25 protein-coding genes are annotated in these 22074 nt (G+C 60.2%); 14 read left to right on the top strand and 11 right to left on the bottom strand.

The genetic code is table 11. The features are described 5' to 3' along the window. Positions 1-29: 29 nt before the first annotated feature. From atpH to SynA1825c_RS03550, 7 genes are all read right to left on the bottom strand, one after another. Positions 30-578, bottom strand: coding sequence for an ATP synthase F1 subunit delta (atpH, locus tag SynA1825c_RS03580; protein ID WP_186470314.1), 549 nt, complete (start codon positions 576-578; stop codon positions 30-32). Further along, positions 578-1096 carry a F0F1 ATP synthase subunit B gene (locus SynA1825c_RS03575; protein WP_255477050.1) on the bottom strand — a complete coding sequence of 173 codons (519 nt, stop codon included), beginning with the start codon at positions 1094-1096 and terminating at the stop codon, positions 578-580. Before SynA1825c_RS03575 ends, atpH begins: the two co-directional genes overlap by 1 nt. A 2-nt stretch (positions 1097-1098) precedes the next feature. After that, on the bottom strand, positions 1099-1563 hold the full coding sequence (locus SynA1825c_RS03570) for a F0F1 ATP synthase subunit B' (protein ID WP_186470312.1): 465 nt from the start codon (positions 1561-1563) through the stop codon (positions 1099-1101). An 80-nt stretch (positions 1564-1643) separates the two neighbouring features. Then, on the bottom strand, positions 1644-1892 hold the full coding sequence (gene atpE, locus SynA1825c_RS03565; RefSeq protein WP_006911576.1) for an ATP synthase F0 subunit C: 249 nt from the start codon (positions 1890-1892) through the stop codon (positions 1644-1646). 154 nt (positions 1893-2046) lie between these two features. Then, the gene (gene atpB, locus SynA1825c_RS03560) at positions 2047-2775 is read right to left on the bottom strand and encodes a F0F1 ATP synthase subunit A (RefSeq protein WP_186470311.1); all 729 of its coding nucleotides are present in this window, start codon (positions 2773-2775) and stop codon (positions 2047-2049) included. A gap of 21 nt (positions 2776-2796) precedes the next feature. Continuing rightward, positions 2797-3132 carry a hypothetical protein gene (locus SynA1825c_RS03555; protein WP_186470310.1) on the bottom strand — a complete coding sequence of 112 codons (336 nt, stop codon included), beginning with the start codon at positions 3130-3132 and terminating at the stop codon, positions 2797-2799. A 113-nt stretch (positions 3133-3245) separates the two neighbouring features. Then, positions 3246-4439, bottom strand: a complete 1194-nt coding sequence (locus SynA1825c_RS03550) for a bifunctional 2-polyprenyl-6-hydroxyphenol methylase/3-demethylubiquinol 3-O-methyltransferase UbiG (protein WP_255477049.1) — start codon at positions 4437-4439, stop codon at positions 3246-3248. 158 nt (positions 4440-4597) lie between these two features. Between SynA1825c_RS03550 and SynA1825c_RS03545 the strand changes: the two genes are divergently transcribed. The 7 genes from SynA1825c_RS03545 (at position 4598) to SynA1825c_RS03515 (ending at position 12719) form a co-directional block, all read left to right on the top strand. Continuing rightward, complete coding sequence (locus tag SynA1825c_RS03545; protein ID WP_186470308.1) at positions 4598-7561, top strand: phycobilisome rod-core linker polypeptide; 2964 nt, start codon at positions 4598-4600, stop codon at positions 7559-7561. Positions 7562-7980: 419 nt separating this feature from the next. Beyond that, positions 7981-8466, top strand: coding sequence for an allophycocyanin (locus SynA1825c_RS03540; protein ID WP_067095786.1), 486 nt, complete (start codon positions 7981-7983; stop codon positions 8464-8466). 39 nt (positions 8467-8505) lie between these two features. Next, positions 8506-8994, top strand: coding sequence for an allophycocyanin subunit beta (apcB, locus tag SynA1825c_RS03535; protein WP_186470307.1), 489 nt, complete (start codon positions 8506-8508; stop codon positions 8992-8994). 4 nt (positions 8995-8998) lie between these two features. Then, positions 8999-9199: a phycobilisome linker polypeptide gene (locus SynA1825c_RS03530; protein WP_186470306.1), complete on the top strand. Its 201-nt coding sequence runs from the start codon at positions 8999-9001 to the stop codon at positions 9197-9199. A 111-nt stretch (positions 9200-9310) separates the two neighbouring features. After that, a complete protein-coding gene (locus SynA1825c_RS03525) occupies positions 9311-10603 on the top strand; it encodes an FtsW/RodA/SpoVE family cell cycle protein (RefSeq protein WP_370593775.1) in 1293 nt (430 codons plus the stop codon). A gap of 152 nt (positions 10604-10755) precedes the next feature. Beyond that, positions 10756-11424 (top strand): cytochrome c biogenesis CcdA family protein, encoded by a 669-nt coding sequence (locus tag SynA1825c_RS03520; RefSeq protein WP_255478482.1) that lies wholly within the window; start codon positions 10756-10758, stop codon positions 11422-11424. A 2-nt stretch (positions 11425-11426) separates the two neighbouring features. Further along, positions 11427-12719 carry a cytochrome c biogenesis protein ResB gene (locus SynA1825c_RS03515; RefSeq protein ID WP_186470305.1) on the top strand — a complete coding sequence of 431 codons (1293 nt, stop codon included), beginning with the start codon at positions 11427-11429 and terminating at the stop codon, positions 12717-12719. On the opposite strand, the gene queF is transcribed toward SynA1825c_RS03515, so the two are convergent. Then, positions 12691-13101 carry a preQ(1) synthase gene (gene queF, locus SynA1825c_RS03510; RefSeq protein ID WP_186470304.1) on the bottom strand — a complete coding sequence of 137 codons (411 nt, stop codon included), beginning with the start codon at positions 13099-13101 and terminating at the stop codon, positions 12691-12693. The two genes, SynA1825c_RS03515 and queF, sit on opposite strands and share 29 nt — an antisense overlap. Positions 13102-13397: 296 nt before the next feature. Between queF and SynA1825c_RS03505 the strand changes: the two genes are divergently transcribed. The 3 genes from SynA1825c_RS03505 to SynA1825c_RS03495 all read left to right on the top strand — a co-directional run bounded on the left by SynA1825c_RS03505 (position 13398) and on the right by SynA1825c_RS03495 (position 14283). Further along, positions 13398-13613 (top strand): DUF4278 domain-containing protein, encoded by a 216-nt coding sequence (locus SynA1825c_RS03505; protein ID WP_186470303.1) that lies wholly within the window; start codon positions 13398-13400, stop codon positions 13611-13613. A gap of 70 nt (positions 13614-13683) precedes the next feature. Further along, the gene (locus SynA1825c_RS03500; RefSeq protein ID WP_186470302.1) at positions 13684-13911 is read left to right on the top strand and encodes a hypothetical protein; all 228 of its coding nucleotides are present in this window, start codon (positions 13684-13686) and stop codon (positions 13909-13911) included. Positions 13912-13944: 33 nt separating this feature from the next. After that, entirely contained in the window at positions 13945-14283 is a 339-nt protein-coding gene (locus tag SynA1825c_RS03495) for a P-II family nitrogen regulator (protein ID WP_186470301.1), read from the top strand. A gap of 15 nt (positions 14284-14298) precedes the next feature. Here SynA1825c_RS03495 and SynA1825c_RS03490 read toward each other — a convergent pair whose 3' ends face one another. Next, complete coding sequence (locus SynA1825c_RS03490; protein ID WP_186470300.1) at positions 14299-15126, bottom strand: TlyA family RNA methyltransferase; 828 nt, start codon at positions 15124-15126, stop codon at positions 14299-14301. Positions 15127-15224: 98 nt separating this feature from the next. Here SynA1825c_RS03490 and SynA1825c_RS03485 point away from each other — a divergent pair, with 98 nt between their 5' ends. From SynA1825c_RS03485 to fumC, 4 genes are all read left to right on the top strand, one after another. Continuing rightward, positions 15225-15440 (top strand): hypothetical protein, encoded by a 216-nt coding sequence (locus SynA1825c_RS03485; protein WP_186470299.1) that lies wholly within the window; start codon positions 15225-15227, stop codon positions 15438-15440. 68 nt (positions 15441-15508) lie between these two features. Then, on the top strand, positions 15509-16804 hold the full coding sequence (gene purB, locus SynA1825c_RS03480; RefSeq protein WP_186470298.1) for an adenylosuccinate lyase: 1296 nt from the start codon (positions 15509-15511) through the stop codon (positions 16802-16804). 15 nt (positions 16805-16819) lie between these two features. Further along, positions 16820-16927, top strand: coding sequence for an adenylosuccinate lyase (locus SynA1825c_RS03475; protein ID WP_186470297.1), 108 nt, complete (start codon positions 16820-16822; stop codon positions 16925-16927). A gap of 18 nt (positions 16928-16945) precedes the next feature. Then, positions 16946-18343, top strand: coding sequence for a class II fumarate hydratase (fumC, locus tag SynA1825c_RS03470; protein WP_186470296.1), 1398 nt, complete (start codon positions 16946-16948; stop codon positions 18341-18343). A 16-nt stretch (positions 18344-18359) separates the two neighbouring features. Here fumC and SynA1825c_RS03465 read toward each other — a convergent pair whose 3' ends face one another. Together SynA1825c_RS03465 and SynA1825c_RS03460 are read right to left on the bottom strand one after the other, a co-directional pair. Further along, on the bottom strand, positions 18360-21134 hold the full coding sequence (locus SynA1825c_RS03465) for an RNA helicase (RefSeq protein ID WP_186470295.1): 2775 nt from the start codon (positions 21132-21134) through the stop codon (positions 18360-18362). Positions 21135-21143: 9 nt separating this feature from the next. Continuing rightward, positions 21144-22067 (bottom strand): bile acid:sodium symporter family protein, encoded by a 924-nt coding sequence (locus SynA1825c_RS03460; RefSeq protein ID WP_186470294.1) that lies wholly within the window; start codon positions 22065-22067, stop codon positions 21144-21146. Positions 22068-22074 lie beyond the last annotated feature (7 nt).

Here is a 22074-nt window from a genome sequence, read left to right as displayed (position 1 = left end):
AAGGAGGAGCGGAGGGGTGAAGAAAGGGATCAGCTCGCCTTGGCGAGAGCAAGACCCAGACGGCGGACCTGGCCAGACAGGCTGGCATCGATGACCTGAGAACCGATGTTCACGACAAAGCCACCGATGAGGCTTGGGTCGATGGTCAGATCGATTTCGACCGTGCCGGTGCCGACCATGGACTGCACCTTGGCCGTCAGCGACGCTGTCTGAGCTTCGGTGAGTGCCTGGGCCGAGCGCACATGGGCCAAGGAGATGTTGCGCGAGTCCCGATACAACTCGAGGAAACGGCGCAACACCGAATCGAACGCCGCAAGACGTTGACGGTCAGCAAGAACCTTGAGCAGATTCATCAGGGAAGGCTTGACCTGCTCGGAGAGCAGTTCAGTGAGAGCCTTCTTCTTGGCAGCGGGCTCGAGCACTGGTGAGGTCATGGCCTCACGCAGCGAATCGCTGGAGTCCCAGAGAGCAAGCAGCTCCTTGCACTGGGCAGCCACGTCATCCGATTCGCTGCGGGCGTCGGTGACCTGAAGCAGAGCTTCGGCGTAAGGGGTGGCCAGAGTGTTGAGTAGGGGCATCAGGCGTCCTCCAGATTGCTGATGGAGGAATCGATGAGACGGGATTGGCCCGCTGCATCAAGACGTCCGGGGAGTTCAGCCATCACCTTGTCGATGGCGGCAAGGGCGGCCTGGCGACGAAGCTCCTCGGTGAGGCGTGCACCTTCAGCGTTCAAATCAGCCAAAGCATCCTGCTTGAGAGCTGCCATGGCCTGAATGGTGCGGAGCTCACCGTCCTTGCGGATGGCTTCAGCACGGGCCTTGCCGTCAACACGGATTTTTTCCGCCTTCTGCTGCGCAGCGGCCAGGTCTTCCTGGGCACGCGCGAGTTCGGCTGTGGCCTGACGCAGACGACCTTCGGAATCCTCAAGATCCTTGAGGATGGCCTGACGACGACGTTCGAGGATTCCACCGAGGAACCCCTTGAGGAACCAATACAAAACCCCGATCACGATGACCAAGTTGATGAGGTTGGTCTCAAACAAGTTGAGGTTGAGACCGAAGCCGCCTTCAGAGGCGAAGAGTGTGGGAAGCATCATCATCAGGCAGCCAGAAGTCGTTTGATGATCTGGGCACTGAGCTGATCCACCTGACCCATCAACTGGGATTGAGCGGTTTCACGCTGAGCTTCGATCTCTCTCCGAGCCTTTTCGCGTGTGCGATTGGCTTCAGCCTCCGCTTCGGCGAGAGCCTCGCGGTAAAGACGGTCCACCTCTTGTTCGGCCTCAACGATGGCGGCTTGGGCAGCCTGACGGGCTCCACGGAGTTGATCCTGGAGATCAGCTTCTAGTCGCTGAATCTGCTCAAGCTTTTGCTTGGCATCAGCACGACTGGTCGCGATGTAACCCTCGCGATCCTCCACGACCTTGCCGACCGGCCGGAAGAACAGGGAATTGAGCAGGAAGGTGAGGAGAACCACCTGAACCGCCATCAGCGGCAAGGTGGCATCGAGGTCAAAGAGACCTCCCTCCGGAACACCTGCTTCAGCAAGCAGAAGCCAGGGCATGGAAGGGTGCGATGGGGTGAATCAAATCGAACGAATCAGGACCACGGAAGGAGCAAGGATCCTTCCGTGCGATGACCTGATCAGCCGGCGAAGGGGTTGGCGAACAGGAGCACCAGAGCCACAACCAGGCCGTAGATGGTGAGAGCTTCCATGAAAGCCAGGGACAGCAGCAGGGTGCCGCGGATCTTGCCTTCAGCTTCAGGCTGGCGGGCGATGCCTTCCACAGCCTGACCGGCTGCGGTGCCTTGGCCGATACCAGGGCCGATGGCGGCAAGACCCACCGCAAGGGCGGCGGCCAGAACGGAAGCGGCGGAGGTCAGATCACTCATTGGTGGAAAGCGGTTGGAGTTGCGCAGGATGAGCGCGGAAAGGGCAGGGCGCGCCCGGGACACTCTCACTGATGAGAGTGGGCCCGGTTCCACCCGGACCTGCGCGCGAAGTGTTTAGCAGATCGCGGGGGACCTGCGAAAGATGAGACGAGGCTTAGTGAGCCTCTTCATGAACGGCTTCGCCGATGTAATTAGCGGCGAGCGTCGCGAAAATCAGAGCCTGAATGGCGCTGGTGAACAAACCGAGGAACATCGCCGGCAGGGGAACCAGAACAGGCACCAGGAAGGCCAGAACGGCCACCACAAGCTCATCCGCCAGGATGTTTCCAAACAGACGGAAGGACAGTGACAGCGGTTTGGTGAAGTCCTCGATGATCTTGAACGGAAGCATGATCGGCGTCGGCTCCACGTAGTACTCGAAGTAGCGCAGTCCCTTCCGGCTCAAACCTGCATAGAAGTAAGAGAGCGACACCAGCAGGGCCATGGCCACCGTGGTGTTGATATCTGCGGTCGGGGCACCCAGCTCTCCGTTGGGGAGCTCGATCAGACGCCAGGGGATGAGAGCACCACCCCAATTGCAGACGAAGATGAAAAGGAACAGAGTTCCTACGAAGGGAAGCCAGTCGCGATAAGCCTTTTCTCCGATCTGCTCCCGGGCGAGTTCGCGGAGGTAATCCCAGAGAAACTCAAGGAGGTTCTGCACACCTTTGGGATCGCGCTCCATTTTGCGGGTGCCACTCACCACGAGCAGCAGCAGCAGGCCGATCACGACCCAGGAGCTAAGAAAAACCTGGCCATGGAGGTTCAGGTTGCCGATTTGCCAGTAGAGGTGTTGACCGACCTCCAGTTCGGCAAACGGCAGGTTGAGGAGCGACGGAACCATGTGTTGGGGAAGTGCGCGGACTCAGCCGTCGATGACGGTCTGAAGAATCAGAGCTGGCTTGTAGAGAAGGAATCCGAGGAAGGCTGGAAGCAATTCCAGTTGGGGGAGCTTGGCCGCTGCAACGACAAGAAGCATTGGCACAATCAACTGGAACCGTCCAACCTGGCGGGAACCTCCGCCGAGCCGGGCGACGCTGCGGGCGAGTAGACGCAGGTAAAGAAGACCAGCGCAGGAACCCACCAGCAGGCTGCGGGCCACCAAGACATCAAATCGAACCAGCGCGATCAAAGCCGCGACCAGAGATAACGCCAAGGTGGCCAGCATCAGACGTCGTTGGAGCTTCGCGTACTCGCCCATACCGGAATCAGTCGCAACGGATGCCGCAGTTGATTCGGTGGTGGTGGTAGCCAGCAAACAACATCTGAGAAAGCGCGCGGAATCTATCACGCGTTTTCTCGAGCTCCAGCAGCTCAGACCTCGAGGAGCAGCAGTTTCCGGGCCATCAGCTCCCTTGCCACCGAAGCAGTCTCATCGCTCAGACCCAGCTCACCGAGCGAGCGAGAGGGCTGATTCTCGATGGCTTCCAGCAAGGCAAACTCGGCGGCGCTCAAGCTGATCGGCTCGAGATCAGGCCCAAGCAGGTTGGCGGACGGCCACCCCCAGAGACAGGGTTGTCGACGACCACGGGTCTTGAGCAGCTCGCAGTCGTCATCCCAGGCCTGGGGACGGATGGGCGTGCGGGACACGAAGAATTCGAAATGGCTGATGTCAGGGTCGAGATCTTCCACCAGCAGCCACCGATCCCGCTCGGGAAGCGCAAGAGCTCTCTGCAAAAGCTCCCCCTCGAGCAGCCGGGAAGGATCCCAAACCGCCGGATTGGAAAACCCGGCGAACTGAAGACCCGCCGTCTCGATCAGGGAGAAAAGGCTGCTGAGGTCGTAGCTGGTCTCTTGGGGATGGAGATACATATCCGCGAAATTGGCATCCGCTGCGGTGTCGATCCGCCAGCGCTGCTCGTAATTGATCCGCAGGCGGTTGCTCTCCGGCAGCGACTGAAATAGGTCCCGACCCAGGCGCAGTCCCTCGGCTCCCGTGCCAGCTCCGAGACGGGTCAGAGCTCGCTGGGTGCGGTGGATCTCCCAACGCCCGCCGTTGGCGTAAAGAAACAGATGCAACAGGCCCCCATCAGCCAGAAGCGACGCCAGTGCCTTGAGCCCCGCCAACGGATCGCGCAGGTGATGAAGCACTCCCACAGAGTTGATGTAGTCGAACGGTCCCTCTCCCTGAAGGTCGAGAAGACTGCGCTGTTCCTGACGCAGGACATTGACCTGCTTGGCGCCTCCAGACCGTCGCAGCCGCTCACGGGCCACGGCGAGCGCTCCGGCGCTGATGTCGACAGCAAGAACCTGGGCGCCGGGATTCAGATGACAGAGGTAATCGGTGCTGACACCGGTCCCGCATCCCGCATCGAGGATCCGCACCGGAACGGAGCGATCGGAGCGCTGGGGCACAGCTCCAAGAACAGCGGCCAGGACGCTGTCATGGCACCAACGCCAGTTGTATCCAGGTGGCGGACCATCTTGAAGTGGGTCGCCTGGATAGGGAAAGCGGTCATAGAAATCGCTCACCACGGGTGTGGCGGCATCCGAAGGCGTGGACTGCACGGGGCGGCGAACTCCAGTAGGTGGGATGGATTTGGAGCATTTCACGAGCGCCCCCCACAGCACGCCAATTGCAGCAACCCCTGCAAACATTTGTTCATGCTGGCTCGGGAGGCCTCGGCACGAGCCGTAACGTGGCCAAACCCTGCTTGCTCCCGTTCATGACCGTGACCGCCAGCAGCGGCAGCCCAAGGGTTTCCCCTCAGCTGTACGACACCCTGCCGCTCTCCAGCGTTCGCCAGGCAGAACAGCAAGACCGCTTTCCGGATGGCGGCGAGCTCGACACACTGATCACCTTCTTCCGCAGCGGCAACGACCGGCTGGAAGCGTCGCGGATCATCGCGTCAAATGCCGAGGCGATCGTCGCCCGTGCCGCCAATCGCATTTTTGTTGGTGGCACACCGCTGTCATTCCTCGAAGCCCCTCTCAGCACAGGCGAGATGGCCCGGTCGTCCGACGCCACTCCACTGGCGGCCGACCAGGTGGCATTCGAGCAGTCCGTGCGCACCTTCACCGGCGACAGCGGCATCACCAAACGGGGCAACTTTTTCACGCGATTGCTCGAAGGAACCGGTGGAGACGCCGACGTCCGCGTGGTGCTTCCCACCGGATTCAACGCGATCAGCGTGGCCAAATACGGTCCAGCCTTCATGCGCAAATCCGTGCGCGACCTCGGATGGTTCCTGCGTTATGTGGGCTATGCCCTTGTTGCCGGTGACCCCAGCATCCTTGCGGTGAACACCCGAGGACTGCGCGACGTCCTTGAGAAAAACTGCTCGCTGAGTGCCACCAACGTGGCCCTTCAAGAGATGCGCGCTGCCTGCGCGGACCTGCTGAGGGAGCGCCCCGAAGCACGTCGGCTAGCCATCGATTGCTTCAACGTTTTGTTGAAGGAACTGGCCGTCGCCACTCCCTCAACACGCCAGAAACCCGGCAGTCCAGTGAGTCAGGGCCTACAGCTCCCTGCGATTTATGCCCTGGCTTCGGAATCGGCCCAGCGCTTTGAAATGCGGCCAGGTCTTTCCGGCGCGGAAAAGGCTGAGATCGTTCGCGCGGCTTACAGGCAAGTGTTTGAACGCGACATCGCCAAGGGCTACTCACAGACCCCTTGCCGCTCGGAAGCCAGTCAGCTCGTGCAGGGCAAGATCTCCATGCGGGAATTCATCCGCGCCCTTGGGAAGAGCAAGGAATATAGAACGCAGTTTTACGGCCGTTTTGTGAACAGCCGCGTCGTGGAGTTGGCTTATCGCCACTTTCTTGGTCGTGGCATCAGCTCCCTGGAGGAATTCCGGAAGTCGTTTTCCATCGTGAGTGAACAAGGCCTGAATGGCCTTGTGGACGTGCTGGTCAACAGCAATGAATATGCGCAGACCTTCGGAGAGGAGACCGTTCCTTACCTGCGTGATCTGGGAGAAGAGGCCCAGGAGAGCGCAGGGTGGGGCTCCAACCGACGCCTGTTCAAATTCAGCGCACCCTTCGAGGGCGCACCTCAGTACGTGACGCTCTACGCGTCCTACCGCCAACCACTGGCTGATCAGCACGTCTACGGAGGCGGCAACGATCCCGTGGGCAACCAGTACGGAGCCATCTTCCCCTCGGGCACAGCGTCCGTCTCGACCCGACCGGCACCGTTCAGCTACGACACGCGCCGTCTGCTGGTCAGCAACGGCATGGCACAACCGGGACAGATGGACAGCCCTCAGTTCCGCGGTAGTCGACCACGCAAGGTGGGGCCCCGTGTGGTGAGGCTGCAGCAAATTGCCACCGGCGGAGCAGCCATGCCCCGCAGGGCAGGACAACCCAGCATCCGCAACACCGAATCGTCCACCCAAGCGGTGATTCAGGCTGTCTACGTCCAGGTTCTCGGCAATGCCGGCTATGCCGGTGAGCGCCTGGGATCCGAAGAAGCCCGTCTGGAAAATGGCGACATCAGCCTGAGGGATTTCATCCGCAGCGTGGCGCGCTCCGACGCCTTCCGACGTCGTTACTGGGAAGGCCTCTACATCGCCAAAGCGATTGAGGTAATGCACCGCCGCTTGCTCGGACGTCCCACCTTCGGCCGATGGGAAATCGACGCGTTGTTCGACACCGCGGCTCGCCGAGGCTTTTACGGCGTTGTTGACGCCCTGATCGACAGCAAGGACTACAAGGATTGCTTCGGCGAAGACACGGTTCCTTACGAGCGATTCATCACCCCTGGTGATCTGACCACTCGACGAGCTCCATCCATGCGGAGGCCTTTCACAGCAACAGCTGTGGCCGATCTCACCGTGAGGCCCCGCCCAGATTCCAGGCTGAAAGATGCGTTCAAATCCAGTGGTGACACAACACCCCGCAATCAATCGCAGCGGAACACTGGTGACATCAACCAATGGATCAGTGGGGTTAGCGAAGTGGCTCCTATCGAGCCTTGGTCGGTGATGATGAAGCGAATTCCCAATCGAACGCTCGCAAGATTGGGGGGCAAAGACTCACTGACAGCTCAAGATTGGAGTCGCTCACTTAACTCTCCAAGTGCTTTCCGCAACGGCCTTAGTGGTGCTGGCGTAGCAGACAAGCCCAGTGCGCGTCTTGAGGCATCACTCCCTGTCGGTGATGCTGCTGGCTATCTCAAGCGGTCTGGCTTACCAATGAAACTATCGCTCGTTAGAGGGGCATCAGAATCAGAGCGCCGTGAGGTTGTCGATGCTGTTTATCGACAACTGCTGAATCGTGTTCCACTCGAAGACGAGCGCTTGATCTCACCCGAGTCGCTTCTGCGCGACGGCCAGATCGATCTCGAGGGTTTTATTGAGTTGGTCGCTCTCAGTGAAGCCTTCCAAGACCGTCTCTCTCGGATGGCACCGCTTCGCGCTGCAACAGCCGCAACCCTGGCCCTGCTGGGACGGGCTTCAACCCCTTCAGAAACCAGCCGTTTTCTGCAGATCCGGGCCGAATCCGGTCAACCCGAGGCCGTCAAGGATGTGTTGGTGCTCCGCTCATCAACCGGCGTTGAACCCTCTGAAGTACCCGATCTTGACAATCTGAGCTCCCGGCGTGGGCTCTCCCAGTCAACGCTGACTCGAACCGCCAGCCTTTACCGTGGCAATGCAGGTCTTACGCCTCCTCCAGGGGAAGCCCTCTAATGGTCAGAAGACGATTGGAGCCGATTTGAGCCAAATTTGTTTTACCTCAAGATTGTTTGAGCCGGAGTCATCAAGACCTCCGGCTTTTTCATGTCTATTTATCAAAAAAAGACCACGATTCAGCAGGAAGAACTTCAGCTTCTGCACCTCAGACTGCCAATGAAGATCTGTTACCGGGGCTCGGCTGCTTCAGGCTGCTGATTGAGAATCACAGTGCTCTGGCTGCTTTCGGCATCCCGAACAGACCGGCGCCACCCGGAAAGTCAACAGATACAACATCTGACCCTCTTTCCACTCGAATTTCCCCGATTCGAGCCCTCGCGGCCTTTAAGCTGCATCTCGATCTCAACCGAGATCTCCACACCACTCACCGGATACCGGTCTCCTACGGGCGGCCGCTTGCTTCGAGGTAGAACTGCATGAGCATCGTCTCCAACTCGATCATCAACGCGGACGCCGAAGCCCGCTATCTCAGCCCAGGCGAACTGGACCAGATCAAGGCTTTCGTCAGCGGAGGACAACGACGTCTACGTGTCGCTCAGGTTCTCAGCGAGAGCCGCGAACGCATCGTCAAGACCGCAGGCGGTCAGCTGTTTCAAAAGCGTCCCGACGTCATCTCCCCTGGCGGCAATGCGTACGGAGAAGCGATGACAGCAACCTGTCTTCGCGATATGGATTACTACCTCCGACTCGTCACCTATGGCGTCGTTGCCGGCGACGTGACTCCGATCGAAGAGATTGGAGTTATTGGTGCACGCGAGCTTTACCGGTCTCTAGGCACCCCCCTCGAAGCCATGGCCGAAGCTGTGCGCGAAATGAAAACCGTGGCCATGGGCATCCTCAGCGGTGCTGATGCCGAGGAAGCCGGCTTTTACTTCGACTACGTGGTGGGCGCTCTCGCCTGATCCCCGAAACCAACGCTCCCTTCACGTCACTTCTGATCCATGCAAGACGCGATCACCAACGTCATCAACAAGTCCGACGTCCAAGGTCTGTACCTGGACACGACGTCCATGACCAATCTCGAGAGCTATTTCGCCAGCGGTGAACTCCGGGTGAAGGCTGCCGCCACCATCAGTGCGAATGCCTCGGCCATCATCCGTGACGCGGTTGCCAAGGCTCTGCTCTATTCGGACATCACCCGTCCGGGCGGCAACATGTACACCACCCGTCGCTATGCAGCTTGCATCCGCGATCTCGACTACTACCTGCGCTACTCCACCTACGCCATGTTGGCTGGTGACACCTCCATCCTCGATGAGCGTGTGCTGAATGGCCTCAAGGAGACTTACAACTCCCTGGGTGTGCCCATCGGCGCAACGGTCCAAGCCATTCAGGCCATGAAGGAAGTGACTGCATCTCTGGTCGGTCCTGACGCCGGCAAGGAAATGGGCGTGTACTTCGACTACATTTGCTCCGGCCTGGGCAACTGAACCCATGCGGTTGTTCAAAGTCACCGCTTGCATCCCCAGTCCTGAAAAGGTTCGGACGCAGCGCGAATTACAGAACACCTTCTTTACGAAGTGGGTGCCCTACGACAGCTGGTTCGCTGAACAACAGCGCATCCAAAAACAGGGAGGTCGAATCATCAAAGTTGAGCTCTGTACGGGAAATCGACAGATCAACGTGGGCAACTGAACAACATTCCTCCACCATCAGAAACCCGGCCTTGAGCCGGGTTTTTTTGTGGGAGATCCCTTGGCAAACCCTGCTTTGAACGGCTCAATAGAGGCAACATCGTGAATTATTTTGAGCAGCGCCAGCGTGATCTCCAAAAGGAGTCGATCCTCACGGCGGAGCACGGTGAAGGAGCGGAACCCCACAACATCTCTCCCAAGACCCTTCTGGCAACGCCACTTACCTCTCGACTGGACGCTGTGGCCTGCGGAGGCCAGACTTTTGCTGACCCTCACAGCCATCTGGAGCCTGGCTGGATTGCTTGTACTGGCCTCAGCCAGTTGGTGGGTTGCGGCCCGGGAACAGGGTGAAGGCGCCTACTACCTCAAACGACAGCTGGTCTGGATGACGGCCAGCTGGAGCCTGATGGCCTTCACGGCTTCCATCAATCTGAGGCGATGGCTCAAGGTGGCTGGACCAGCACTCTGGATGGGCTGTCTGCTGATTGCCGCCACCTTGGTGATGGGAACAACCGTCAATGGCGCCAGCCGCTGGTTGGTGATCGGTCCCATCCAGATTCAACCCTCAGAACTGGTCAAACCATTCGTGGTGCTCCAGGCCGCCAATCTTTTCGCCCATTGGAAGCGGACCGGCCTCGATCAGAAGCTGCTCTGGCTCAGCAGCTTCGGCATGTTGGTGCTGCTCATTCTCAAACAGCCCAACCTGAGCACGGCAGCACTGAGCGGTCTCCTGATCTGGTTGATGGCGTTCTCAGCAGGTCTTCCTCTGGTTCAACTCTTCGGCACCGCCATCGGCGGAGCCATGCTTGGAACGGCCAGCATCCTGATCAACGAATACCAGCGATTGCGGGTGATTTCGTTTCTGAACCCTTGGAAAGACCCACAAGGCGATGGCTACCAATTGATTCAGAGCCTTCTGGCCATCGGCTCGGGAGGTCCGTTCGGGCAGGGATTTGGACTATCGACCCAAAAGCTTCAGTATCTGCCGATTCAAAGCACTGATTTCATTTTTGCGGTCTACGCCGAGGAATTCGGATTGGTGGGATCTCTCTTGCTGTTGCTATTCCTAATGCTGATCGGCTACTTAGGCCTCCGCGTGGCCTTGCGTTGCCGCAGCAACCAAGCCCGTCTCGTCGCCATTGGTTGTGCCACGCTCCTGGTCGGCCAATCAGTGATGAACATCGCCGTGGCCTCCGGGGCGATGCCCACCACCGGCCTGCCGCTGCCACTGATGAGTTACGGAGGCAACTCTCTTCTGTCCAGCCTGATGATTGTGGGGCTGTTGATCCGTTGCTCGCTGGAGTCAACGGGACTGATCGGCGGACGCAGCGTCGGCCAGAGGCCGGGCTCGGAACGACGTCGACAACGAACAAGGTCAACACGATCGCTCAATCATCCAGCTTGATTCCCTCTTCAAAAAACAACGCCAACAAGGCTGCTCTTCAGCAACGGCTCCGCCGAGATCAGTAGTCTTGATTGCGTTTCCCCTGGATCGGGCAGACCACCATCGCCTTCCTCGACCTGGCCTTGTCCGACCTGGCGCGCAGCGGTGAGCAACTGCTGAACAGCACCCTGCAGCAACCGGGTCCACTGAGCCTGGGCATCGTTCTCCTTGTTGGGGCACTGACCAGCCTGGGCCCTTGCTCCCTGTCATTGCTTCCCGTGACCATGGCTTACCTGGCAGGGTTCGAGAGTGAACAGTCAGCCTGGCAACGCAGCCTGGCGTTCTGCACCGGGATCGTCGCTGCACTGGTGATGCTGGGCAGTCTGAGTGGATTGCTGGGCGGAATCTACGGACAGGTTCCCGGGCTGATCCCCACGCTCGTGGCGATTCTGGCTGTTGTGATGGGGCTCAATCTGCTCGGAATTGTGCGTGTGCCCCTGCCGGCAGGGCCCGATCCTCAGGCCTGGAGCCGACGTGTGCCGGCACCGCTAGCCCCAATTGCCGCTGGCCTCGCCTTCGGGCTGGCTGCTTCACCTTGCACCACGCCTGTACTGGCGGTCCTGCTGGCTTGGATTGCCAGCACGGGGAATCCTGTGCTCGGCCTACTGTTTCTGCTCAGCTTCGGGATCGGCCAGGTGCTGCCACTGCTCTTGGCGGGCAGTGTTGCTGCCTCCATTCCCAAACTGATGGCTCTGCGCTCCGTCAGTCGCTGGATCCCCAGCGTTAGCGGCGTGATTCTGCTCACGGTCGGCACGCTCACCCTGCTGGCGAGAGTGGTCTGAGCATGCCGATCTTCAAACGATTGCTGGCGATCCTTTCCGACCTGCGACTGGCAATCGCCTTGCTGCTGCTGATCGCTCTGGCCAGTGCTCTGGGGACCATCCTTCCTCAGCAAGAAGCCACTGATTTGTATCTGGAGCGTTTCAATACAGACCCGTGGCTTGGCCTGATCAACGGCGACCTGATGCTGCGATTGCAGCTTGATCATGTGTACGCCAGCAACTGGTTTCTGACCCTGCTGGCCCTGCTGGGACTCGCTCTGATGCTCTGCAGCTGGCGACGGCAATGGCCTGCCCTGCAAGCAGCGCTGCGCTGGATCGATTATTCCCGCCCAAGGCAGCTGAGCAAGCTAGCTCTGGCTGAAACCCGCACCTGCTCAGACAGTCAAGGAGCGCTGAATGCTCTGGCCGGTGAGCTGAAAGCGAACGGCTGGGACGTCCGTCAAAAGAGCGACCGATTGGCCGCCCGTCGAGGCGTGATTGGCAAAGTCGGACCTTTGCTGGTACACACCGGCTTGGTGCTTCTGCTGGTCGGAGCTGCGTGGGGAGCATTGGCCGGACAACGACTGGAGCGCTTTCTTGCTCCTGGACGTTCACTGGATCTCCTGAGCCCCACAGGCGACAGCAGGCTGAGTGTCACCCTCAAGGATTTCGCCATCGAGCGCGATCCCGCCGGTCGACCTGAACAATTCAGCTCCACCCTCCAGCTGACGCCTGCCGGTGAACCCGAGGACGAACGGCAAATCAGCGTGAATCATCCGCTGCGCTATCGGGGCATGACCGTCTACCAGGCGGACTGGTCTCTAGCGGCAATCACCGTGCAAATCGGGCGGAGTCCTCAGTTGCAACTGCCACTCAGCAACTTTCCAGAACTTGGCGATCAGATTTGGGGCCTTGTGCTTCCCACACGGCCAGACGGCAGCGAACCGGTCTTTCTGAGCACAGGCAGCGAACAAGGGCCGGTTCAGGTGTTCGATTCCGACGGGAGCCTGATCACGAATCTGCGGCCTGGTGGCGATGGCACAGACGTAAAAGGTCTTCCGCTGCGGGTGGTTGAGATCATGCCCGCAAGCGGGCTTTTGCTGAAACGAGACCCTGGGGTTCCCCTGGTGTACGCCGGATTCGCCATCACTCTGCTGGGAGGCGGACTGAGCATGGTGGCCACCCGACAGATCTGGGCCGTGACGGAAACAACATCGGCCCGCCTTCACGTGGCAGGCCTCTGCAATCGCAACTTGGCTGGGTTTGCAGCAGAACTTCCTGCGCTCATCAGCAGGGTTGACGCTCTCCGTGACTGACTCGCACCACCGTGTGCACATTGCCGCGGGGATGAAAGTCAGCCTCGAGCTGCATCCAGACCGGATCGCAGGCTCCAACCAGGTCATCCAGGATGCGGTTGGCCACCTCTTCATGGGAGATGGTCTTGTCGCGATAACTATTGACGTAGAGCTTGATGGCCTTCAGTTCCACCACACGAGGGCCGGGCTGATAGAGCAAGCGCAGCACCGCGAAGTCGGGATAGCCAGAAAACGGGCAGAGGCAAGTGAACTCCGGCAGTTCAATCGACACCTCGTAGGGACGACCGGGACGCGGATTGTCAAAACAGATCAGTTCGGCTTCGGCGATGGCCCGCTCGCCATACAGGGGGGTCCGGGTGGAATCCGACGTGGAAGCACTCATCAAAGGAGAGAAACGCAACGCTTTGTAAAAACCCTAAAACCCAACGGGACCGTAGGCGGGAAGCCGTGAGCCAAGCGGAATCCAACCAAAACACCATCACAGAACACAAAAAGTTCACCACGAACAGCGCAAATGAGGTAGAAATGCATCGAAGGACAAACCGTTGGGCTTGGGCCTGGCTTACCAGCCCCTCAGCAGCCGGAAGTAGCCACCCGCGCGGCGAAGCAACGCTCCTTCCCACGAAGCGATCCCGATCACCGATCGGACAACCCATCATCCCTTCGAGGCCAGTCCCCATGAAGACCCAAGAGCGCACTTATCGCGGAGTCACCTACAACCCCGCAGACCACGAGCGCCTCAGCCACGCCAGCGTGGACCACACCTACCGCGGCCGGCACTACGACGCCCCTTTAAGCCACGCCCCAGCAGCCGAGTCCACCGTGGAACTCCATTACCGCGGCAGCGTTTATCAACATCGCCGCGCGCAGGCAGAGGCCCAGCTCAACTCCTAATTCTGTAGCAACGCGTACATCTCTCGAGAGAGCCGCAGGCCGTAATGGAAACGTAGTCTGCGGCTCCTACATGGATCTCCGTTTGCTCGCTGAAGGCACTTCCTTCCGAGTGGTTCCAGCGAGCGTCCACGGGATTCTCTGGCTTCAGACCTACTTCGAGTCGGAGCATTGGGAGCTCCTGGCCGACGGGCTCATCACCCTGTGCAGAGATGACGCTGAAAGGGTCTGCTCTGATGCAGCTGAAGCAGGTCTGAGACTGAATCCGTTGCCCTACCCCACCTCCTCAAACCGCGTCTGAGAACCTAATTTCAGGCCATCACGATCAGCCGTCATGAAAAAAGTCGAAGCGATTATCCGTCCGTTCAAGCTCGAGGACGTCAAGCTGGCTCTCGTCAATGCCGGCATCGTCGGCATGACCGTGAGTGAAGTACGTGGCTTTGGCCGACAGAAAGGACAGGTGGAGCGCTATCGCGGTTCTGAGTTCACCGTTGAGTTTTTGCAAAAACTCAAAATTGAAGTGGTGATCGACGACTCAAGAGTCGACACTGTTGTTAATTCCATTGCCGAAGCCGCCAAAACGGGTGAGATCGGTGATGGCAAGATTTTCATCTCCCCCGTGGACACCGTGGTGAGGATCCGCACCGGTGACCGCGACGGTGCTGCACTCTGAGGCCACCCAGCCCTTTCAAATTCTCAAGGTTGCGCTGACCACACGCTCGATTTGGGATGTGCTCACTATGGGTTGATCGGCTGACGCGAGCCAAAGCAGGTACTCATGATTTCCTGCCGGTCCGGTGATGGGTGAACCCACAAGTCCAGAGGCTTGCCATCCCAAAGGAACTGCCTGAGCCATGACCCCGGCGATGGCATCGGCATGGGCCTCCGGATCGCGCACAACCCCCCCTTTGCCGACCCGTTCTCGTCCCACCTCGAACTGAGGCTTCACCAGCACGATGGCTTCACAACTGGAAGCGTGGGAACCCTCGGTCACCATCAGGGCACGCAAGGACGGCAACACCAGCCCTAACGAGATGAACGACACATCGGCCACCGCAAGCGTCGGCCGTGGATCGCCCTGCTCATACAACTCCTCTGCCGTCAGACGCCTGAGATTGGTGCGTTCGCGCAGCACCACCCGCTCATCGGTGCGCAGACTCCAGGCCGTTTGCCCATAGCCCACATCGATGCCGTAGACGCGGCTTGCCCCGTGTTGGAGAAGGCAATCGGTGAAGCCGCCGGTGGAAATCCCCCCATCCAGGCAAACCCTTTCCGTCACTGAGACGGGGAACGCCTCCAAAGCACCCAGCAATTTCTCCCCACCCCTGGACACGAAACGTGGTGGCTGTTCAACCCGCAGTTGCGCAGCTTCCGAAATCTCCTGACCCGGCTTCTCCAGGCGTTGACCATTGACGTCGCGAACCTTGCCGGCACGAATCAGCTGCTGGGCCTGCTGACGTGATGACGCCAGTCCCAACGTGAGGAGATGCAGATCCAGACGGCGTTTTCGGGCCATTTCTTCATAAAAGCAGAGGGCAAATCGGAACAAAATTGTGAGGTTCACTGAGGACCCCAAACAACTCCGAGAAGATCGATCCGAGCCGTTGACCGGACATGTCAGCCAAGCACCCCCCGCATCAGTGCAAGAGGCGTCGCAACGTGCTGGAACTCCTGCACCCCGGCACCTTCGTGACCATTGAAAATCACCCAAACGATCTCCCTCCCTTCCAGGTGATCGAATGTCGGGGTGGTGTGTGCCGGGTGCGTCAGCAAGCCTGGGGCCAGCATGTGCAGTGGGAAGTCGACCATCGCCGCCTCCGTTCGGCTTGACGCCGAGCCAAAGGGTGTTGCACCTGCGTCACCGTATGGTCATGGATTGACCGTTCGACTGCGATCCCTTGATCGAGCGCTACACCCTGCCCGAAATGGGCGAGATCTGGACCGACCGGGCCAAGTACCAGAGCTGGCTCGATGTGGAAGTGGCTGCCTGTGAAGCCAACTGCAGCCTGGGACGCGTTCCCGAAGCGGCGATGGCTGACATCCGCAGCAAAGCGGCTTTTGAACCCGAGCGGATCCTGGAAATCGAGGCAGAAGTGCGTCACGACGTGATCGCGTTCCTGACCAACGTGAATGAACACGTGGGTGATGCTGGGCGCTACATCCATGTGGGCATGACCAGCAGTGATGTGCTGGATACGGGTGTTGCACTCCAGCTCAAGGCCTCGGTGGCGCTGCTGCGCAAGGAGCTGGCGGCACTGGATGCCGCCATTGCCAAACTGGCTGCGGAACATAAATCCACGGTGATGATCGGCCGCTCCCATGCCATCCATGGTGAGCCGATCACCTTCGGCTTCAAGCTGGCTGGCTGGCTAGCTGAAACCCGGCGCAATGCCGAACGACTGGAGCGGCTGGAGGGTGATGTGGCCGTGGGCCAAGTCAGCGGCGCCATGGGCACTTACGCCAATACCGACCCTGAGGTAGAACGTCTCACCTGCGAGCGCCTCGGCCTGACGCCCGACACCGCCAGCACGCAGGTGATCTCTCGCGATCGCCACGCTGACTACATCCAGACGCTGGCCCTGGTTGGCGCATCACTGGATCGCTTCGCCACAGAAATCCGCAACCTGCAACGCACCGATGTGCTGGAAGTGGAAGAAAGCTTCGCCAAAGGGCAGAAAGGCAGCTCAGCCATGCCCCACAAGCGCAATCCGATTCGCAGCGAACGCATCAGCGGCCTGGCCCGGGTGCTTCGCAGTTACGTCGTGGCCGCACTGGAAAACGTGGCCCTCTGGCATGAACGGGACATCAGCCACAGTTCGACCGAACGGATGATGCTTCCCGACTGTTCTGTCACGCTGCATTTCATGCTGCGCGAGATGACCGCCGTGGTGGCTGGCCTCGGGGTCTACCCAGGCAACATGCTCCGCAACATGAATGTCTACGGCGGCGTGGTGTTCAGCCAACGGGTGCTACTGGGCCTCGTGGACGCAGGGATGAGCAGAGAAGAGGCTTATCGCGTGGTGCAGCGCAATGCACACACCGCCTGGAACACCGATGGAGGCGACTTCCGAGCCAACCTGGCGGCCGATCCGGACGTCACCGCGAAGCTCACCCCTGAGCAGCTCAATGACTGCTTCAGCACCGAGCTGCACCAGCAGAATCTGGGGGTGATCTGGGACCGTCTCGGACTCTGATTTGGCGATTACGGCATGTTCTGGACCCCCTACGCAGACTGGATCTATGTGGTGGTGAGTGTCAGCGGCATGCTGCTGATCATCGCTCTGGTGCTGCGGCCCGGCGCGGGCCCGCGCTCATGAACCTTCTGCTGGCCTGGAATGCCTGAAGCGACACGGATCGAAACCGACAGCATGGGTGCCGTGGAGGTGCCCATTGAGGCGCTCTGGGGCGCCCAGACCCAGCGATCACTGCAAAACTTCGCGATCGCCTCCGACCAGATGCCTGCAGAATTGATCCACGCTCTGGCGCGGATCAAACAGGCAGCAGCCATCACCAATGCACGGCTTGGGGTGCTGGATCAAGAGCGCTGTGAACAGATCGTGGCAGCAGCCATCGCCGTGGCCGAAGGACAGCACGACGCCCAGTTCCCCCTGCGGGTCTGGCAAACCGGGAGCGGCACGCAAACCAACATGAACCTCAATGAGGTCATCAGCAACCTGGCCTCCCAGGCTGCGGGAGAACCGCTAGGGAGCCACCACCCCGTGCATCCAAACGACCACGTCAACTGCTCGCAATCGACCAACGACGCGTTTCCAGCGGCGATCCATGTGGCAGCCGTTGAGGGCATCACTCGGCGATTGCTGCCGGAATTGGAGTGTCTGCAGGCTGCTTTCGCGGCCAAAGCGACGGCCTGGGAGACGATCGTGAAGATCGGTCGGACGCATCTTCAAGATGCGGTGCCGCTCACCCTTGGCCAAGAGGCCTCGGCCTGGCGAGACCAGATCGGCATGGCCGCCCAACGCATCGATGCCAGCCTCAGTGAAGTGCTGCCGCTACCCCTGGGAGGCACAGCTGTCGGAACCGGACTCAATGCGCCTAACGGCTTCGCTGAGCAGGCTGCCGCGGAACTGGCCAAGGTCACGGGCCTGCCATTCAGCACAGCCCCCAACAAGTTCGCGGTGATGGCAGGCCATGACGGCCTGGTGAATGCGATGGGTCAGCTGCGGCAGCTGGCGGTGAGCTTGCTCAAGATCGCCAACGACATCCGCTTGCTCGCCTGCGGACCCAGGGCTGGGCTGAATGAGCTGGAGCTGCCCGCCAATGAGCCGGGCAGCTCGATCATGCCGGGCAAGGTGAACCCAACTCAGTGTGAGGCCATGGCGATGGTTTGCACGCAGGTGATCGGTCTCGACGCCGCTGTGGCCATGGCTGGCTCCGGCGGACATCTGCAGATGAACGTCTACAAACCCCTGATCGGTTTCAACCTGCTGCAGGCCATCACCCTGCTAACGGATGCCTGCCGCTGCTTCCGGGTGTCGATGGTCGAGGGGATCGAACCCAACGCCAAACGCATTCAGTCCTACCTGGAACAGTCGCTGATGCTGGTGACGCCCCTTGCTCCGGTCATCGGCTACGACAAGGCCAGTGCCATTGCGAAGCATGCCCATGACCAGGGTTCAAGCTTGCGCGAAGCCGCCCTTGAACTGGGCTATGTGACCGGTGAAGAATTTGATCGCATCGTGGATCCCGCTGCGATGGCCATCTGCCAAGGCTGATGAGGCGAAAGGCTGATTAAGCGGCCCGCTCGGTTGCCGGATTCAGCCCCTCCGCCTCGGCCGCCGCGGCCTTGAGAAGATCATCGGCTTCGGCCACGGGGAAGCGATTGATGGCCTTCAGCGCCTGACGGGCCTTGCTGCGGAGCTGCTCACTGATCGCTTCGCAGTAGGGCACCTGAGCCAGCAGATCCACAGTCCGGCGCATGATCCGCACCACATCGCCTTCATCCAGAGACGTGTTGGCGATCAGATCATTCCAGGAAGTGCCACTCGCCCAGGCCTCCACGAGGCCCATCAGCTCGGGCTCCCACCAGGCAGGCACAACCACCTGGTGGTGCTCCTGAGCCCGCAACAGTTCCCGCCGCAGTCCAGACAAATCCTGGAGCGCCTCTTCCGCCCGTGCCGGCGGCGGGAAGCCACTCCACAGATCCGGTCGATTCACTTCGGTGCTGATGGCTTCAAACACTGCGGCCAGTTCCGCCGGGGGCAGGTCATCGAGATGACCACTCATCAGCGCCAAGCCGAGCCACAGCTCGTTGTCGCCTCGCAAGGCCGCAACGGTGCGGCCGATCTCCGTGGGCTCCAGGTCATCGAGAGCCGCAAAATGCTGAAGGATCTCCATGAGAGAAAGGAATGTGTCCCAGTGGCGGTTCGCCCGGTGATGCAACACCTGCTGGCGCTCGGCAATCTCCACCTCCAGATCTTCCATGCGGCGGCGATGCTTCTTGAGCTGCTTGCGATCGCCCCAGCGATGGGCCGGATGCGCCTCGAGATCCGCTTCCAGATCCTTTACGGTCTGGGCCTGAGACAGCACTTCACCCGCCAGGTCGTACTGCGGCGTGGTCATGTCATGCCGCTGAGCCATATGGCCCACGGCAAGGGCCAGACCACCGCTTTGCTGGTCACCATGACGCAATTCACCGGGCCGGCTGAGTTCAGGGGCTTGCACACCCTCCACCTGAAGGCAGCTGAGTTCGGCGTGCAGGCTCACCACGGCCTGACACGGCACCAGCAGCCAGACATTGTCGAGCGTGAGACAGAGCAGCAGCGGAAACTGGCCTGGCCCCTCACATTTCTGGACGATCACCGCGGGAGTCACTCCGCCTCTGAGCTGGGGCGACTTCAGACTGACCAGGGTCCCAACGCTGGCGAACTGCAAGGCCAGCGTGAGTTCATGGGCCAAGGTTTCTTCAGCCTGCTGCTGAAGGATGCGCAGCAGACGACGCTCCTCTCGCAATCGTCCCCGGCGCTTTTCGTAGTCCTCGAAATCTTCCCAGGGGACATCACCAGCTGATCCCTGCAACTGCCCAAGCTGCAGTCGCAGCTGTTCGAGGATCTCTTCCTCTTCCACAAGGTCAAGGCTGGCCAGATAACGACCAAAGCTGCGTTCCACCAGCTCGCGCGCCTTGGCCAGGTCGTGACGCTGCAGGAGGTTCAAAACCATGCCGTAACTCGGCGTGAACTGACTCACCAGAGGGTCTGCCGGGCTGGTGGCCAACTGACCCGCCTCACGTACCCCTTCGAATCGGCTTTGCACCGTGACCACATAACCCTTGGAATCCAAGCCACGTCGTCCGGCCCGTCCGGCCATCTGCAGGAATTCACTCGCCATCAGCGGGCGATGGCCACGCTCAGTGCGTTTCGACAGAGACGCGATCACCGTGCTGCGAGCGGGCATGTTGATGCCTGCGGCAAGCGTTTCGGTGGCGAACACCACCTTCACCAAACCCTGCTGAAACAGCTCTTCAATCAACTCTTTCCAGGCCGGCAGAACCCCGGCGTGATGAGCGGCAATGCCACGGAGCAGAGCATCGGCATGCAGACCATCGCGCACCGCTTCCGGGTTGGCAGCGCTGTAAACCTTCAGGCGATCTCGGATCCGAGCCTGCTCGGCGTCCGTGACCAGACACTGCACGCCAAGATCGCGCACCGCCTTGTCACAACCGCGGCGGCTAAAAATAAAATAGATGGCCGGCAGCATGTCGCGCTCAGCCATCTGCGCCACCACAAAACTGATCGGCGGGGGCTCCGGCTGAGGAGGACGAGGCGAACGCCCCTTGCGCTTGTGGCCCTTGGGTGCACGCCAGACCTTGCAGTTGGGATGCAGTCCAGTGCCCTCATCGTTGAGGAGCGGATGCAGCCCTTTGGCACTGCAGAAGCTGAACTGCAACGGCACCGGCCTGAAGTCGCTGAGCACCAAACGGGTGGGGCCATGGACCCGTTCAATCCAATCGGTGAGCTGCCCTGCATTGGCCACCGTTGCCGACAGCGCGACGAGCTGAACAACCGGCGGGCAGTGAATGATGGATTCTTCCCAAACAGTTCCTCGCTGGGAATCGTTCATGTAGTGGCACTCATCCAGCACCACGGCCTCCACATCCGCCAGGGGGTCGTCATGCTCATCCGCCTCGGCGTAAAGCATGTTCCGGAAGATTTCCGTGGTCATGACCACGATCGATGCGTCGCGATTGACGCTGAGATCGCCGGTCATCAGACCGACGTTCTCAACGCCGAACTGCTCGCGGAAATCACGCAGCTTCTGATTGGACAACGCCTTTAAGGGCGTGGTGTAAAAAACCTTCTGACCATGCGCCATCGCCCTGTGAATGGCGTATTCACCGATCAACGTTTTCCCTGAACCCGTGGGAGCGCTGACCACCACCGAATGGCCCTGGTTGAGCGCATCAATCGCGTCCAACTGAAAGTCATCCAGTGGAAACGGAAAGAGTTGCGCCGGATCCGGAGATCCCACGCTTTCGGGCTTTGCAGCCTGGGTCTCAGGATCCGGCATGTGGCGATCCTAAGGACGCTGCCGCCACAGAGCCGCCAACAGGCTTCCTAACAGGGAATGGATCACGGCTGAAATAGCACCCGGCAAAGCGGTCAGCGGGCTGGCAAAGCCACCGGAGCGGGCCAGGACGACAGCCAATCCTGAGTTCTGCATGCCAACTTCAATGCTGATGGTGCGTTGCGCCGGCACCGATTCCCCCATCAACGCCGAAAACAGCCCACCCAGCAGGAACCCGCCGCCGTGCAGCAGCAGTGTAGCCAGCACGAGCAGTCCTCCCTGGCGCAACAGCACCTCCTGCTGACTGCCCACAATTCCACCCACAATCAGCGCGATCGCGAGCACGGCCACCGGAGGCATCAACGGCTCGACACGGGCAGCGAAGCGCGGAAGCCCCTGCTTGAGGGACACGCCCAAGGCCACCGGAACGAGCACCACCTGCAGCACATTGGCCAGCAGGGTCCAACCATCCACGGGCACGTAACGCCCCGCCAGCAGACCGGTGAGCAGAGGTGTCAACACCACGGCCAGCAGCGTGCTGAGCGAGGTCATCACCACCGAAAGAGCGATGTCAGCTCTGGCAATCAGGGCGACCACATTGCTGGCGGTGCCCCCGGGGCAGCAGCCCACGAGAATCAACCCAACGGCCAACGGCGGTGCCAGACCCAGCACCCAGGCCACCAAGGCTGCTAGCAACGGCATCACCACAAACTGACAAACCACGCCGAGCAGAACCGGCCGGGGCGCTACCAGCACCCGACGGAAATCGGATGGAGCTAGACCCAGACCCATCCCCAGCATGATTAGCGCCAGCGACCAAACGATCACAGGTCCGCTCACCCAGCTAAACCAATCGGGCTGCATCAGTGACAGGACAGCAGCCAACAGAGTCCAGAGAGGAAAGAGGAGGGTGAAATGCTCCAGGGCACGGGCCATGGATGGA

Origin of the sequence: Synechococcus sp. A18-25c (assembly GCF_014280035.1) — a bacterium.
GTDB lineage: Bacteria > Cyanobacteriota > Cyanobacteriia > PCC-6307 > Cyanobiaceae > Synechococcus_C.
The sequence above is the reverse complement of the archived record's forward strand: the minus strand, read 5'-3'. Positions and strand labels throughout refer to the sequence as shown.

What these genes read in the sequence shown, in the direction of transcription:
- SynA1825c_RS03545 (WP_186470308.1), top strand. Translation starts at nt 4,598, where the DNA reads ATGACCGTGACCGCCAGCAGCGGCAGCCCAAGGGTTTCCCCTCAGCTG.
- SynA1825c_RS03490 (WP_186470300.1), bottom strand. Translation starts at nt 15,126, where the DNA reads ATGGCCCGAAAACGCCGTCTGGATCTGCATCTCCTCACGTTGGGACTG.
- SynA1825c_RS03495 (WP_186470301.1), top strand. Translation starts at nt 13,945, where the DNA reads ATGAAAAAAGTCGAAGCGATTATCCGTCCGTTCAAGCTCGAGGACGTC.
- queF (WP_186470304.1), bottom strand. Translation starts at nt 13,101, where the DNA reads ATGAGTGCTTCCACGTCGGATTCCACCCGGACCCCCCTGTATGGCGAG.
- atpE (WP_006911576.1), bottom strand. Translation starts at nt 1,892, where the DNA reads ATGAGTGATCTGACCTCCGCCGCTTCCGTTCTGGCCGCCGCCCTTGCG.
- SynA1825c_RS03505 (WP_186470303.1), top strand. Translation starts at nt 13,398, where the DNA reads ATGAAGACCCAAGAGCGCACTTATCGCGGAGTCACCTACAACCCCGCA.
- apcB (WP_186470307.1), top strand. Translation starts at nt 8,506, where the DNA reads ATGCAAGACGCGATCACCAACGTCATCAACAAGTCCGACGTCCAAGGT.
- SynA1825c_RS03485 (WP_186470299.1), top strand. Translation starts at nt 15,225, where the DNA reads ATGTCAGCCAAGCACCCCCCGCATCAGTGCAAGAGGCGTCGCAACGTG.
- fumC (WP_186470296.1), top strand. Translation starts at nt 16,946, where the DNA reads ATGCCTGAAGCGACACGGATCGAAACCGACAGCATGGGTGCCGTGGAG.
- SynA1825c_RS03500 (WP_186470302.1), top strand. Translation starts at nt 13,684, where the DNA reads ATGGATCTCCGTTTGCTCGCTGAAGGCACTTCCTTCCGAGTGGTTCCA.
- SynA1825c_RS03540 (WP_067095786.1), top strand. Translation starts at nt 7,981, where the DNA reads ATGAGCATCGTCTCCAACTCGATCATCAACGCGGACGCCGAAGCCCGC.
- SynA1825c_RS03530 (WP_186470306.1), top strand. Translation starts at nt 8,999, where the DNA reads ATGCGGTTGTTCAAAGTCACCGCTTGCATCCCCAGTCCTGAAAAGGTT.
- SynA1825c_RS03570 (WP_186470312.1), bottom strand. Translation starts at nt 1,563, where the DNA reads ATGCCCTGGCTTCTGCTTGCTGAAGCAGGTGTTCCGGAGGGAGGTCTC.
- SynA1825c_RS03465 (WP_186470295.1), bottom strand. Translation starts at nt 21,134, where the DNA reads ATGCCGGATCCTGAGACCCAGGCTGCAAAGCCCGAAAGCGTGGGATCT.
- SynA1825c_RS03475 (WP_186470297.1), top strand. Translation starts at nt 16,820, where the DNA reads ATGTTCTGGACCCCCTACGCAGACTGGATCTATGTGGTGGTGAGTGTC.
- SynA1825c_RS03515 (WP_186470305.1), top strand. Translation starts at nt 11,427, where the DNA reads ATGCCGATCTTCAAACGATTGCTGGCGATCCTTTCCGACCTGCGACTG.
- SynA1825c_RS03555 (WP_186470310.1), bottom strand. Translation starts at nt 3,132, where the DNA reads ATGGGCGAGTACGCGAAGCTCCAACGACGTCTGATGCTGGCCACCTTG.
- atpB (WP_186470311.1), bottom strand. Translation starts at nt 2,775, where the DNA reads ATGGTTCCGTCGCTCCTCAACCTGCCGTTTGCCGAACTGGAGGTCGGT.
- atpH (WP_186470314.1), bottom strand. Translation starts at nt 578, where the DNA reads ATGCCCCTACTCAACACTCTGGCCACCCCTTACGCCGAAGCTCTGCTT.
- SynA1825c_RS03460 (WP_186470294.1), bottom strand. Translation starts at nt 22,067, where the DNA reads ATGGCCCGTGCCCTGGAGCATTTCACCCTCCTCTTTCCTCTCTGGACT.
- SynA1825c_RS03575 (WP_255477050.1), bottom strand. Translation starts at nt 1,096, where the DNA reads ATGATGCTTCCCACACTCTTCGCCTCTGAAGGCGGCTTCGGTCTCAAC.